Raw genomic sequence first — 13,606 nt, forward strand, 5'->3', positions numbered from 1 at the left:
ACGATGGACGGGCCGGTCAGTGGCACGATGGCCGGGTGCGCGTCGTCGTCCACGTGGGCCTGACCAAGACGGGCACCACCCACCTCCAGGCGCTGCTCGCCGCGCACCGCGAGCCGCTGCTCGCCGCGGGCTGGCTCTACCCCGACCTCGGGCCGGGCACCCACTTCCGCGCCGCCGCCGACGTACGCCGCAGCGCGCACCTGCTCGGCCTCGACCCCTCCCGCGTGGACGGCGCCTGGTCCGCGCTGTGCGCGGAGGCCCGCCGTCACGTGGAGGGGACCGGCGGCGACGTCGTGCTCGGGCACGAGGTGCTCGCGGGCGCCACGACGGAGCAGGCGGTGGCAGCGCTGGCGCACCTCGACGGCCTTGACGTCCACGTGGTGGTGACCGCCCGGGACCTCGGGCGGCAGGCGGTGGCCCACTGGCAGGAACGGGTGAAGCTGGGCGACACCCGTTCCTTCGCGACGTTCGAGGCCGAGGAGCTGCGCGCCGACAGCGGTCGTGACGCCGGGCCCGACGCCGGCGGGGTGCGGCCGAGGTTCTGGCACGGCCAGGACCTCGCCGACACGCTGGCGCGCTGGACCGCGGGCGGGGCGACCGGCCACCTGGTGGTCGGCCCGGCGCCGGGGGCGCCGCGGGAGGAGCTGTGGCGCCGGTTCGCCGAGGCCCTGGGCGTCCCGACGGGACCCGACGGCCCGGTGGACCCCGCGCTGCCGGTCGCGGGCAACCCGTCGCTGGGGGCGCCGGAGGTCGCCCTGGTCCGCGAGGTCAACCGGCTGCTCGCCGCCGACGAGCCTCCGATGAGCACCGAGGTCCACCACCGCGTCGTCAAGCGGGGCTGGGCCGAGCAGGAGCTGGCCGCGCGGTCCTCCACGCCCCCGCGGACCCCCGCGGACCTCGGACCGTTGCTGGCAGCCGCCACCCACGCGTGGCTGGGGGAGGTGGCGTCGGCAGGGCACCTAGTGCACGGCGACCCCACCGACCTCGACCCGGTGCTGGCCGGACCGGACGACCCGCCCCCCGACGTGCCGTGGCCGGCCGACGTGGACCCGGCCGCCGTCGCCGACGTGCTGCGGGCTCGCGCCGCCGGACCCGCAGCCCGGCGCTCCCGGCTGCCCTGGCGCCGGAGCCGGCCGCACTAGGGTGCGCCCATGAGCACGCCCCTGGTCGCCGCGAGCACCGTCAAGGACAGCCTCGAGCACGTCCGGCGCTACGTGGAGGGCAACCTGGCCGGTGGGGTCGACCACCTGGTGGTGTTCCTCGACGCGCCCTCCGAGGAGGGGCAGGGCGAGGTCCTCACCTACCTCGAGCAGCACCCGCGGGTGACCGCGGTCCGCGCCGGCGGCGCCTGGTGGGGCGGGGACCGGCCGCGCGAGCTCAACGTGCGCCAGTGCATCAACGCCAACGTCACCCGCCGCGTGCTCGACGGGCTGGGGCTGGGCCACGGCTGGCTGCTCCACATCGACGGCGACGAGGTCGTGCGGGTGGACCGCGGTGCCCTGGGCGCGGTGCCGGCCGACGCCACGGCGCTGCGCCTGGCCGTGCGCGAGGCGGTGTCCAGCAGCGGTTGGGAGGGCCAGCCCACCGCGTTCAAGCGCGAGCTGGACGACGACGACCTCGCGCTGCTGCACGGCCTGGGGTTGCTGGCCGAGCCCAGCAACCAGTCCTGGATCCGCGGGCACGTGATGGGCAAGTCCGCGGTGCGGATCGGGGCCGAGCGCTGGCTGACGCTGCACAAGGTGGCCCACGACGACCGCAGCCAGGACCCGGGGCTGGAGGACGAGGCCTGGGTCGTCCACCACTACGAGTCCTACTCGCTGGAGGACTTCTGCCGGAAGTGGACCGCCATGGTGGCCTCCGGTCCCCGGGCGGCCTACCGGGCCGAGCGTCGCCAGACCGCTCGCACCCTGCGCCAGCTCATCTCCCGGGACCTGGAGCCCGACGCGCTGCAGCGCCAGCTCGAACGCTTCTACCGCCTCCAGGTGGAGGAGCCGCTGGCCGACCTGCGCGACCTGCAGGTGCTGGACGAGGTGGACCCGCTCCAGCCGCTGCCCGGGTGCCCGACCGCCCCCGGCGCCGTGCCGGCCGACGACCTCGCGCGAGCCCTGGAGGAGTGGCGCGGGCGGCCCAAGCCGGAGGCCGAGCTCTACCGCGGGACCTCGCCCGTCCCCGCGGGCGCGGCCGCGGGGGAGGGACCCGGTCCCCGCAAGGGCCTGCTGCGCGGACGCGGTAGGTAGGGCCTGTCATCTTGCCCGTGTAGCCTGCCCTGCGTCTGTGCTCCTAGGCGTCCGGCCGCTGTGCGGTGGGCGTCCGAACTCCCGGGAGAGTCTCCGTGCTCCGTCTCCGCCTCCTCGTCCCCGGCCTGCTCGTGGCCCTGGTCCTCCCGCTCGTGCCCGCGCTGCTCGCGCCGGGCGCCTCGGTCCCCGGCGGCTCGGTCGCCACCGCGGTCGAGCGCAAGCCGACGTACCGGGCGAAGGAGGGGCCGACCTTCAACACCGCGGTCGGCGAGCCCGCCCAGCGACGCGCCATCCTGGACAAGATCATCCAGACGATCCGGCACACCTCGCCCAAGGGCACGATCAAGATCATGACCTGGAACTTCATGAACCCCCAGGCCGCCGACGCCCTGATCGAGCGGGCCCGGCGCGGCACCACGGTGCGGGTGCTCATGGATGCCCAGAACAACGACTTCGACACCGACAACCCGTCGTTCCGCCGGCTCAAGGCCGGGCTCGCCGCCACCAACGGCAAGCGGGAGAAGAACGCGACGAAGTCGTTCGCGCGCATGTGCAAGGGCTCGTGCCGCGGCAAGAGCGGCGCCGCCCACACCAAGATGTTCCTCTTCGACAAGGTCGGCCTCTCGCGCGACGTGCTCATCCAGGGCAGCGCCAACCTCACGACGGCCGCGGCCGCCAACCAGTGGAACGAGATCTACACCTACGTCGGCCGGACGAAGCTCTACGACTTCGCCGAGGAGATCTTCGACGAGATGTGGCTCGACCAGCCCCGCAAGAACGCCTACCGCGCCTTCGAGGGCAACCGTTACAGCCTCTACTTCTCGCCCTACTACGGCAAGGACTTCAAGGGCGACCCGGTGCAGAAGGCGATGGACGACATCCGCTGCTTCGGCGCCGAGAACGCCGGCAACGCCAACGGCCGCACCATCGTGCGCAGCGCCCCCGACGTCATCCGCGGCCAGCGCGGCATGATCGCCGCCCGCCGGCTCAAGGCGCTGTGGGACCAGGGCTGCGACGTCCGCGTGGCCTACACCGTCATGGGCAAGGACGTGAAGCGCGTCCTGACCGCCGGCGGCGGTCGCGGCCCCGTGCCGATCCGGCACCTGGTGCAGGACTTCGACGGCGACGGCGACTTCGACAACTACTTCCACCTCAAGGTGCTGACCATCAACGGCCGCCTCGGCGACGACCGCACCGCGCACGTCACCTTCAACGGCTCGGCCAACACCTCCGACGCCGCCAGCCGCTCCGACGAGCAGACCGGCAAGCTGGTCGGTCGCCGCAACACGCTGCTCTACCAGCGCTTCATCGACCGCTGGTTCGAGAACCCGCCGCCGAACGCCGCCCGCCGCGCCGACGCGCCGCCGAACCCGGACCCGTACCAGCACGTCGACATGGACTGAGGTCGCGTTGCTCGACCTGCGCGTCCTGCGCGTCGACGCCGACGGGGTCGGCCTGGTGGCCCTCGGGTCCGACCGCGTGGTCGACGTCCTCTTCGACGGCCGCCGCATCTGGTCCTTCTGGGTGCGCCGCGACACCAGCCGCGGCGGCGTCGGCGGCCTGGCTGGTGGCCTGGGGCGGAGCATCACCTGGCCCCCGGCCATGCGCCCGCACCTGGTCGGCACCGGCTCGGTGACGCTGCGCGAGCACGTCAGCGGTGCCGACGTGTGGTCCGGCGACGTCGTGTTCACCGACGACGAGCGCCGGGTGGAGTTCGTCGACCGCCAGGGGCACCCGATCAGCCTGGACAAGTCCGACCGCTTCAGCCCGGTCTTCGCCGAGCGCACCGCCGCCGACCTGGATCCGCTGCTGGACGCCATGGGCGAGCTGCTGGACGTGCTCGCCGCGCACGGCGTCGCGGCCTTCCCGGCGTACGGCACCCTGCTCGGCGCGGTGCGGGAGGGCGACTTCCTCGGCCACGACTCCGACGCGGACCTGGGCTACGTCTCCTCGCACTCCAGCCCCGTCGACGTGGTGCGCGAGTCCTTCCGGCTCCAGCGCGCCGTCGCCGAGCGCGGGTGGGCTACCTACCGCTACAGCGGGCTGGCGTTCCGGGTCGAGGTGGTCGAGGCCGACGGCGCGACCCGCTTCCTCGACGTCTTCGGCGGCTTCCTGGACGGGGGCCGGCTCTACCTCATGGGCGAGGTCGGGCATCCGTTCGAGCGCGAGTGGCTGCTGCCGCTGGGCACCACCACGCTGCGCGGACGGGAGTACCCCGCCCCGGCGCGCCCGGAGAAGCTGCTCGAGGTGATGTACGGGCCGTCCTGGCAGGTCCCCGACCCCGCCTTCAAGTTCGAGACCCCGCGCCAGGTGACCGAGCTGCTCAACCAGTGGTTCCGCGGCACCGGGCACGCCCGCCGCGACTGGGAGCGGCGGGCGGCCCAGCGCCGTCGGCGACCGGTCCCGAAGGGCTCCTCGGCGCTGGCCAAGCAGCTGCGCCGGGCCGAGGCCCCGGGCACCCTCGTGCTGGACGTCGGTGCCGGCCGCGGACGCGACGCGCTGTGGCTGGCCCGCCAGGGGCACCCCACCCTCGCCTACGACTTCGCCCCTCGCGGGCTGCAGAAGGCCCAGCGCACGGCGGCCCGGCGCGAGCTGCCCCTGGAGGTCCGTGCGCTCAACCTCGACGAGTGGCGCTGGGTGCTCAGCGAGGGCGCCCGGGTGAGCCGGCTCCCCGAGGGTCCGCGCGCGATGCTGGCGCGGCACGTGCTGGACGCCACCGACGAGTTCGGTCGGCAGTCGCTGGGCCGGCTCGCGTCGATGACGCTGCGCGGCGGCGGGCGGCTCTACGTGCAGACCTGGACCGGCCGCGGACGCGGCGGCGCGGGCCTGGTGCCGATGAAGGTCGCACGGGTGCAGAAGCTGCTCGAGCGGCACGGGGGCACCGTGCTGGACGTCGTCGAGGCGCCCGCCGGGGGAGCCGACGGCGGCAAGGGATCGGTCGGAAAGGTGGTCGCACAGTGGGACTGAGGACAGTGGGACTGAAGCGGGACAAGGACCTCGTCGAGCGGGTCGCGCGGCTGGAGCAGGAGGTCGCCGACCTGCGGCGGCACAACCTGCGGCTCGCCGAGCTGGCCGACCTCGTGCAGGAGCTGTTGGTGCCGATGGCCCAGCGTGACCAGGAGCGGGTGGACGCGGCGATCGCCGCCTTCCAGGACAGCCTGTGAGGAGGGTCTTCCTCCACCTCGGCCTGCCCAAGACCGCGACGACCTACCTGCAGACGATCCTGTGGGGCCAGCGCGAGGCCGTCGCGGCCCAGGGACTGGTGCTGCCCGGTCGGGAGCGCCGCGACCACCTGTGGGTCTCCCGCGTCGTGCGCGAGGAGCCCGAGGGGCGGCGTCGCCCCGACCGCGAGCACGAGGCGATGGAGCGGGTGCTGGCCGACGTGGCCGCCGCCGAGGGCGACGTGCTGGTCTCCCACGAGTTCTTCGCCGCGGCCTCCACCGAGCAGGCCCGGCGGTTCGTGGCGCAGCTGGCCACGGGCGGGCGCGAGGTGCACGTGCTGGTCACGGCGCGCGAGCCGCTCGGGCTCTTCACCGCCAGCTGGCAGGAGAGCCTGAAGAACCGCAGCACCACGCCGATGGCCGACTACGGCCGCACCGAGTCCGACAGCCCCGAGGCGATCTGGGACTGGCGCACCCTCGACCTGTCCCTGGTCCTGGACCGCTGGCTGGAGGCGGTCCCGGCCGAGCGCGTGCACGTCCTGCCGCTGGACCGCACCGCCGACCGCGAGGAGATCTGGCGGCGCTTCGCCGGGGTGCTGGGCCTGGACCACACGGGAGTGGACGTGTCGGGCTCCTTCCCCAACGAGTCGATGGGCGTGGTCGAGGCCGAGCTGCTGCGGCGGGTCAACGCCCACCTCGGGGAGTTCCGGTCCGCCTTCGACCGCGGCGTGTGGATCCGCACGTTCCTGGCCGACGAGCGGCTGGTGACCCGCGGCGGGGAGCGGTTCTGGCCCTACCCCGACCAGGTGGCCGACTGCCGCGCCCGCGGCGAGCGCGCGGTGGCCCTGCTGGCCGAGCGCGGCGTGGACGTCGTGGGCGACCCCGCGTGGCTGCTGGTGCCCGCGGAGCTGGAGCAACGGCGTACGCCGGACAGCGTGACCGACGCCGAGGTCGCCGAGGCCGGGGCCGAGGTGATCGCCGGGTTGCTCGGCGACGTCCGGGCGCTGCGCTCGGAGCTGCGCGAGGCGGGTGCCCAGGCGCCGGGCGCCAGTGGGGTCCGGGACGCGGTCAGTCGGCGGTGGCGGGCGCGACGGTCGCGGTCGCGCTGATGTAGAAGTGGTCGCTGATCCGCCGGTTGACGGTGGACTCGTCGATCACGTAGCCGCTGAAGGACACGTCGGGGCTGCCGACGACCCAGTCCACCGGCATCCGGGCCGGCGGCCGGCAGCCGCCTGCGGTGCTCCCGCCGACGGCGGCGACGAAGCCGGTGGGCGGCAGGAAGCGGCAGAAGAACGCCGCCCGGTCGTTCATGTCGCCGGTCACCAGCACCGGGAGCCCGGTCGCGCGCAGCGCACGCACCTCGGCGGCGCCACGGTCCCACCCGGCGACGCGCGTGGAGGTGTTGCGCGGGTCGCGGCCGGCGGAGGTGTGCATGTTGACGAGGTAGAACTCGCGCAGGGTCTCGCGGTCGCGCAGCCGCACGACGGTCTGCGGCCGCGGCCGGCTCATGAAGGTGACGTAGAAGGTGGACCCCTCGACCAGCTCGAAGCGGGCGGGGTCCCACATCACGGAGTTGTCCGGGTCGGCGGCGCCGGCACCGGGCCAGGCGACCATCCCCGTCGCGCGGGTCAGCCCGACGAGCTGGTCGGGCTTGACCTCCTGCAGGCCGACGAGGTCGGTGCCGTGGCTGCGGATGACGGCGGCGGCCTGCGGGGTGCGGGCACCGGCGGGCGGGAAGCTGCGGCGCTCACCGCCGGGGGCGGTGTGGTTGCTGCCGAGGACGTTGAAGGAGGCGACCTGGAAGGTGAACGGCTGGGCCGCGGCCTTCTCGGCCTTGCGAGCGGCGATCCGCTCGGCCTTCTCGCGGGCGGCCCTGGCCTTCGCGAGCCTCTCCAGCCGCTCGAGCTCGGCGATCCGGGCCTTGGTCAGGCGCAGCTCGACGCCCGGCACGACGGCCTGGGGCACCTCCTCGACCACGGGGGTGGAGGTGCGGCCGCTGATGCTCATGGAGGCGGCGCCCCCGTCGACCAGCGAAGGGACCTGGGTGGCGGCGGCCACGCCGACACCCACGACGGTCAGCGCCACCGCGGCGGCGAGGGCCCGCCGCACTACACTCCGGGGAGCCCGAGGGGTCGGGGCGCGGTGCTTGCTGGGGTCCGACATGACGCGGGTCACCTTACCCGAACCCCGTCACCCCGGAGGAGCCGATGCGCACCGACGTCCAGGGCCTGCGGGCGGTCGCCGTGCTGCTCGTCGTGGTCACCCACCTCGGGGTCGACCTGGTCCCCGGTGGCTACGTCGGGGTGGACGTCTTCTTCGTCATCTCCGGCTTCCTCATCACCGGGCTGCTCCTGCGGGCCCGGGAGCGTCCGGACGCGCCCGGGCTGCGCGGCGCCCTGGTCGACTTCTACGCCCGCCGGGCCCGGCGGATCCTCCCCGCGGCCACCGTGGTCCTGGTGGCGACGTGCGCGGCCTCGGCGGTCCTGCTGCCGGTCGCGCGGGTGACCGAGATCCTCACCGACGCCTGGTGGTCGGCGCTGTTCGCGGCCAACGTCCGCTTCGCGATGGTCGAGACCGACTACTTCGCCGAGGGCCAGCCGGTCTCGCCGCTGCAGCACTACTGGTCGCTGGCGGTGGAGGAGCAGTTCTACCTCGTCTGGCCGGTGCTCCTGCTGGTGGTCGCCGGGCTCGCGGTCCGGCGCCGCCGTGACCCCGTGGCCGGCATCCAGCACGTGCTGACGGTCCTGGTGCTGGCCTCGCTGGCGTGGTCGGTCTGGGCGACCTACGCCTCCCCGGACACCGCCTACTTCTCGACGTTCACCCGCGGCTGGCAGCTCGGGGCAGGTGCCCTCCTGGCCGTCGTCCTGCACCGTCGTACGACGTCGGCGACCGCGGCGCACGTGCGCGAGCCCGGCGGCCGGAGGGCGGTGCCGGGGCTGCTCGCCGGTGCCGGCGTCGTGCTGGTCGTGGCGGCCGCGCTGGTGCTGACACCGGACTCGCCGGTGCCGGGCGTCGCCGCGGCCGTGCCGGTCCTCGGTGCGGTGGCGCTGCTGCTGGCCGGCGCCCTGCCCGGCGGCGACGGCACGCTGGTCGCCCGCGCCCTGTCGCTGCGCCCGATGCAGGTCGTGGGGGACTGGTCCTACTCCATCTACCTCTGGCACTTCCCGGTGATCGTCGTCGCGCGCAGCCACCTCGGCGGTCTCTCGCCGCTGGCGGCGCTGGTGTGCGTGGTGGCGATCGGCGTGCTGAGCGGGCTGACCTACCACCTGGTCGAGCAGCCGTTCCGCCGCCGCGGCAGCCGCTGGGACCGCGCCCGCTGGGCGCTGCCGATGTACCCCGCCGCCGTCGGCACCCTGGCCATCGGGGTGCTGGCCTCCCAGCTCTGGCTGGACCAGCGGCTGGCGGCGACCGAGGACAACCCGGCCATCGAGGTCGCCGACTACGCCCGGGACGGTCTGTCCCGCGACCCGGTCCGCGCGCTGGTGCAGGCCTCGGTGCTGGCGGCCGAGGAGGGTCGGCCGATCCCCGGGGGACTGGTCCCGGGGCTGGTGGACATCCGCAGCGACACCGCGTCCCTGGGTGACTGCGACTACCGCACGGGCACCCGCGCGCTGTGCACCGAGGGCGACGCCGACGCCGACCGGGTGATCGTGCTCGCCGGCGACTCCCACGCTCGGGCCTGGAGCCCCGCGGTGCGGCTGCTGGGGGAGCGGCTGGGCTACCGCGTGCTCACGCTGGCCTACACCGGGTGCCCCACCAACCTCGCCATCCGGCTGGACCCGGAGACCGGACGGGAGTGGGAGGAGTGCACCGACTTCGTCGACTTCACCCTCGACACGATCGCCGACCTGCAGCCCGAGCTGGTCCTGGTCTCCAACGCACCGCTGGCCCCGGTGACCGACGTCGACACCGGCGAGGTGGTCGAGCGCTCGGAGGGGCCGGAGGTCTTCGGCGACGCCCTGGACCGCGGACTGGCCGCGGCCCTGGAGCGCCTGGACGCCGACGCCGACCGGGTCGTGCTGCTGGCCAACACCCCGAAGCTCCAGCGCGAGCAGGCGGTCTGCCTCTCCCGGGCCTCGGACCTGGGGGAGTGCCTGCTCAGTCCGGAGCGGGCGCCGCGGCGGTTGCAGCGCGGCTTCATCGAGGTCGCGGAGCGTGTCGGGGTGGAGGCGATCGACGCGGAGAAGTGGTTCTGCGAACGGTTGCGCTGCCCGTCGGTGGTCGGTCGGTTCATCACGATGCGCGACTCCGAGCACATGACGACGGCCTACTCCGAGCACCTCGCGGACACCCTCGCGGAGGCCTTGCGAATTACACGTCTGTAGTTGTCGCGGACCCCTGGACGTGTGGCTCGTGTTGCTGTTGTGATTCCTGTGACGAGAGCGCACGAGGTGCTCTCGCGCTGCCCCGAGGAGACACGACGATGCTGCTGCGCCGGGCCCTGGCCACCGGACTCGCCGCCACCCTGGCGACGGCCGGAGCAGCCGTGCTCGCCCTCGACGGCGGCCTCCCCACGACGTACGACGGGGGGCTTGAGCTGGCCGCGGCGACCGGCTGCGCGAGCGAGCCCGACCCCTCGACGTTCACCCCGACCCCCAGCCCGAGCGCCACCGCGACCACGTCGCCCAGCCCGACCGCGACCCCGAGCCCGCGGACCAGCCCCACCGCCAGCCCCACCGCCAGCCCGACGACTCCCACGACCCCGCCGGCCGACCCCGAGCCGGTCACGTCGGTGGAGGTCGTCCAGGCCAACATCAAGTCCGGCACCGAGCTGTCGAAGTTCCGCGCCGACCTGCGCAAGGTCTTCAAGACCTGCCCCGACTTCGTGACCTACAACGAGGTCCCGATGCGCCAGCCGCAGTACCTCGCCCCGGCCGGCTACGCCATCTGGCGCACCCCGGGCCAGTACACCGGCGCCACCCCCGTCGTGTGGCGCACGGACCGCTGGACCGCCGAGGCCCGCGGGACCACGATGATCAGCAACCTGCAGGGCTACGGCCGCGGGCAGCACGTCATGTGGGGCGTGCGTTACGCCAACTGGGTGACGCTGCGCTCCGTCGACGGGCAGCAGACCGTCTCGCTGGTCTCGGTGCACATCGCGCCGAAGTCCGAGCGCACCACCAAGCTGCTCGGCCCCTCGATCAACCGGCTCGGCGCCCTCGTCGGCCAGCTCAGCTCCAGCGGACCGGTCCTGGTCGGCGGCGACTTCAACCGCCACTACAAGTCCCGGGAGTACCCCCGCGCACTGCTGCAGCAGCACGGGATGAACGCCGTCTACGACCTCTCCGGCCGCTACGCACCGACCGGGGACCACTTCGGCGCCACGATCGACTACGTCATGGTGCGCCCCGCCGCGGTCTTCAGCGTGCTCGCCCAGACCACCCGCGAGCTCAACTCCGACCACGACGCGCTCGTCGTCGAGCTCGCACTGCCCGAGCAGACGGTCGGTGAGCCGGTGGTCAGCTTCGCTGCGGGCACCACCGTCAACGACCCGCTGGCCACCTCGCAGCGTGCCCGGGGCGCGGTCGCCCGCTCGCTGCTCACCGCGCTGCGCAGCGTGCCGGAGGGCGGGACGCTGCGGCTGCAGACGTCCTCGCTGGACATGCGGCGCTTCGCCAACAAGCTGCTCGACACGGCCCGCCGCGGGGTCACGGTGCAGGTGCTCACCGGCACCGCGGCCAACACCCCGGCCGAGGAGTTCCTGGTGCGCCGCCTCGCCGAGATCCCCGGGTCGTGGCTGCGGCACCGCCCCGAGGCCATCGACGCCAGCGTCCCGCGCACCACCGTGCTCGCCAGCCGCGCCGGCGCGACGCCGAGGACCGTGCTGGAGCTCGACCGCGCCCTGGCCCGCAGCATCGTCACCGAGCGCACGGTGCTGCGCACCGAGACCGCGAAGAAGGCCTACAAGTCGCGGGTGCGGGCCTTCGGTGCGATCGCCGACCCGCCCGTGGTCGAGGAGCCGACCGAGCCGACCGATCCCGCTGGGCCGACCGAGCCGACCGAGCCGACGGAGCCCGCGCAGCCCTAGGGTGTGCCCGTGACGCGGCCGCTCTACCTCCACATCGGTCTGCAGAAGACCGGGACGTCCTACCTGCAGGGGCTCTTCCTGGGCAACCAGGAGGTCCTGCGCGAGCACGGGCTCGACGTCCACCCGCGGCAGCGTCGCGAGGCGTACTGGCTGATGCTCGACGTGCGCGACCGGCTCCGCCCGCACAACCCGCCGCAGGCCCGCGAGGTGCTGCGGGGCCTTCCCGAGGCCCTGCGCAGCGCGCCCGGACGGGCGGCGCTGGTCTCCGAGGAGTCGTTCTCGCCGGCCGAGGACCACCAGCTGCGCCGGCTGCTGGACGCCTGCTCCGACCGCGAGGTCCACCTGGTGGTGACCGCCCGCGACCTGGCGCGCCAGATCCCCTCGGTGTGGCAGCAGGGCCTGCAGTCGGGTCGCTCGATCACCTTCCCGGCCTACCTCGCGCGGCTGCACGAGACCCAGGGCACCCCGGCGCCCATCTGGTGGCAGAAGGACCTCCCGGCGGTGCTGGAGAAGTGGGGGCGCCACGTCGCCGCCGAGCGCATCCACGTGGTCACGGTCCCGCCCGCCGGCGCGGAGAAGGACCTGCTGCTGCGCCGGTTCTGCTCCGTCCTGGGTGTCGACCCGGCCCACCTGGACCGGTCGAGCGTGGGCCGGGACAACCGCGGCCTGCGGCTGGAGCAGGCCGAGGTGCTGCGCCGGGTCAACGCGGGCATCCCCGACGAGCTGAAGCGTCGCGACGTCTACGGCGACGTGGGCAAGCGCGGTTTCTCGGTCGCGGTCCTCGGCGGCACCGAGGGCCGACGGATCCTGCTGCCGCGCAGCGAGGCCGCCTGGTGCCAGGAGCTCTCCGAGGCCTACGTCGAGCACCTGCGCAGCGGTGGGTACGACGTCGTCGGCGACGTCGAGGACCTGTTGCCGCGCGAGGAGTCCTTCGCCCCCGACGAGCAGGAGGTCACCGAGGAGCAGGTGGCCCAGGCGTCGGTCGCCGCCCTCACGACGATGGTCTCGCGCCAGCTGGAGTCGCACAGGGAGGTCAAGGACCGCCAGCTCGCCGCGCTCGAGCCAGGGTGGCGGGCCCGGGTCGGCGACGCCGTGCGTCGGGTGCTCGGTCGGTCCTAGGCCTCAGCAGCCGAACGGGAGCTCGATCTCGTCGGGGACGCCGGGGGTGAGGTCGTAGGACGCGCGCACGGCCCGGTGGTCGGAGACCTGGCTGGGGAAGGTCGTCACGGCGTTGACGCCGAGGTCGCCGCGGTGCAGGAGGTAGTCGATCCGGCTGCGCGGGCTGGCCGAGGGGTGGGTGAGGCCGGCCCCCTGGCCGCCGACGGCCCAGGTGTCGGTCGCCACGGTGCGCAGCGTGCTCATCGCCGTCGAGGCGGGCCGCGAGTTCATGTCGCCGCCGACCACGGCGGGGTACGGGTCCTGGGCGATCACCTGGGCCGCGGCGCGCGCCTGCTGGATGCGCGCGCCCTCGGAGGTGTGCTCGAAGTGCGTGGTGTAGACGCTGACCCGCTGGCCGGGGGCGATCTCGAGGACCGCGCGCAGCAGCCCGCGCTGCTGGGTGCCGCCGGGGCGGGGGAGCAGGGTGTTGGCCGACTCCACGATCGGGTACGCCGACAGCACGGCCGTGCCGTACCTGCTGTCGCCGGGGCGCAGCACGTTGGTCGCGAAGGCGTACTCCATGCCGAGCTGGCCGGCGAGGTAGGCGGCCTGGTCGACGCGGCCGCTGTTGATGCGGTTCTTGTCGACCTCCTGCAGCAGCAGGACGTCGACCTGCAGCGCGGCCATCTCCTGCGCCAGCGTCGGGAGCATCAAGCGGCTGCGGTCGCGGTTCCAGCCCGAGTGCATGTTGAAGGAGGCGACCTCGAGGGAGGAGTCGGTGCTGATCACGCAGCGCTCCGCGCGCTGGAGCACCCCGCCCGGGATGCGTTGGGGGCGCGGGACGGCCTGGCCGCCGCGGTCCTCCTGGCGCCGTTGCGCACGCTGCTCCGCGGCGCCGAGCGTCCCGCCGGTCACGACCTCCTGCGCCGGCCGGGCGGCCGGGGTCGAGGAGCTGCTCGTGCCCTGGGCCACCGGCTCGGTCGGTCCCGGACGCAGCGAGACCCAGAAGGCGCCGGCGGCGAGGGTGAGGATGACGACCAGACCCACGGCCTCCAGCCAGGGTCCCTTCGGTTCGTCCATCA

General features: G+C 74.2%; 11 protein-coding genes. 9 read left to right on the top strand and 2 right to left on the bottom strand.

The annotated features are described in order from the left end of the window. Positions 1 to 35: 35 nt before the first annotated feature. From ACYVID_RS14080 to ACYVID_RS14105, 6 genes are all read left to right on the top strand, one after another. Positions 36 to 1,142: a hypothetical protein gene (locus ACYVID_RS14080; RefSeq protein ID WP_460738068.1), complete on the top strand. Its 1,107-nt coding sequence runs from the start codon at positions 36 to 38 to the stop codon at positions 1,140 to 1,142. Between the two features lie 9 nt (positions 1,143 to 1,151). Beyond that, positions 1,152 to 2,237, top strand: coding sequence for a hypothetical protein (locus tag ACYVID_RS14085; protein ID WP_460738070.1), 1,086 nt, complete (start codon positions 1,152 to 1,154; stop codon positions 2,235 to 2,237). Positions 2,238 to 2,332: 95 nt separating this feature from the next. Beyond that, positions 2,333 to 3,640 carry a phospholipase D-like domain-containing protein gene (locus tag ACYVID_RS14090; protein ID WP_460738072.1) on the top strand — a complete coding sequence of 436 codons (1,308 nt, stop codon included), beginning with the start codon at positions 2,333 to 2,335 and terminating at the stop codon, positions 3,638 to 3,640. A 7-nt stretch (positions 3,641 to 3,647) separates the two neighbouring features. Continuing rightward, positions 3,648 to 5,204, top strand: coding sequence for a methyltransferase domain-containing protein (locus ACYVID_RS14095; protein ID WP_460738074.1), 1,557 nt, complete (start codon positions 3,648 to 3,650; stop codon positions 5,202 to 5,204). A 5-nt stretch (positions 5,205 to 5,209) separates the two neighbouring features. Further along, positions 5,210 to 5,401: a DUF6752 domain-containing protein gene (locus ACYVID_RS14100; RefSeq protein ID WP_460738076.1), complete on the top strand. Its 192-nt coding sequence runs from the start codon at positions 5,210 to 5,212 to the stop codon at positions 5,399 to 5,401. Next, positions 5,398 to 6,507: a hypothetical protein gene (locus ACYVID_RS14105; protein ID WP_460738078.1), complete on the top strand. Its 1,110-nt coding sequence runs from the start codon at positions 5,398 to 5,400 to the stop codon at positions 6,505 to 6,507. Before ACYVID_RS14100 ends, ACYVID_RS14105 begins: the two co-directional genes overlap by 4 nt. Here the strand turns inward: ACYVID_RS14105 and ACYVID_RS14110 are convergent. Then, positions 6,467 to 7,561, bottom strand: coding sequence for an endonuclease/exonuclease/phosphatase family protein (locus ACYVID_RS14110; RefSeq protein ID WP_460738080.1), 1,095 nt, complete (start codon positions 7,559 to 7,561; stop codon positions 6,467 to 6,469). The genes ACYVID_RS14105 and ACYVID_RS14110 overlap by 41 nt on opposite strands. 44 nt (positions 7,562 to 7,605) lie before the next feature. On the opposite strand from ACYVID_RS14110, the gene ACYVID_RS14115 reads away from it, so the two are divergent. The 3 genes from ACYVID_RS14115 to ACYVID_RS14125 all read left to right on the top strand — a co-directional run bounded on the left by ACYVID_RS14115 (position 7,606) and on the right by ACYVID_RS14125 (position 12,545). After that, on the top strand, positions 7,606 to 9,723 hold the full coding sequence (locus tag ACYVID_RS14115; protein WP_460738082.1) for an acyltransferase family protein: 2,118 nt from the start codon (positions 7,606 to 7,608) through the stop codon (positions 9,721 to 9,723). 98 nt (positions 9,724 to 9,821) lie between these two features. Next, a complete protein-coding gene (locus ACYVID_RS14120; protein WP_460738084.1) occupies positions 9,822 to 11,426 on the top strand; it encodes an endonuclease/exonuclease/phosphatase family protein in 1,605 nt (534 codons plus the stop codon). Positions 11,427 to 11,435: 9 nt separating this feature from the next. Beyond that, positions 11,436 to 12,545: a hypothetical protein gene (locus ACYVID_RS14125; RefSeq protein ID WP_460738086.1), complete on the top strand. Its 1,110-nt coding sequence runs from the start codon at positions 11,436 to 11,438 to the stop codon at positions 12,543 to 12,545. A 3-nt stretch (positions 12,546 to 12,548) separates the two neighbouring features. On the opposite strand, the gene ACYVID_RS14130 is transcribed toward ACYVID_RS14125, so the two are convergent. Then, on the bottom strand, positions 12,549 to 13,604 hold the full coding sequence (locus ACYVID_RS14130; RefSeq protein WP_460738088.1) for an endonuclease/exonuclease/phosphatase family protein: 1,056 nt from the start codon (positions 13,602 to 13,604) through the stop codon (positions 12,549 to 12,551). Between the last annotated feature and the right edge of the window lie 2 nt (positions 13,605 to 13,606).

It is taken from the genome of Nocardioides ginkgobilobae (assembly GCF_054781275.1).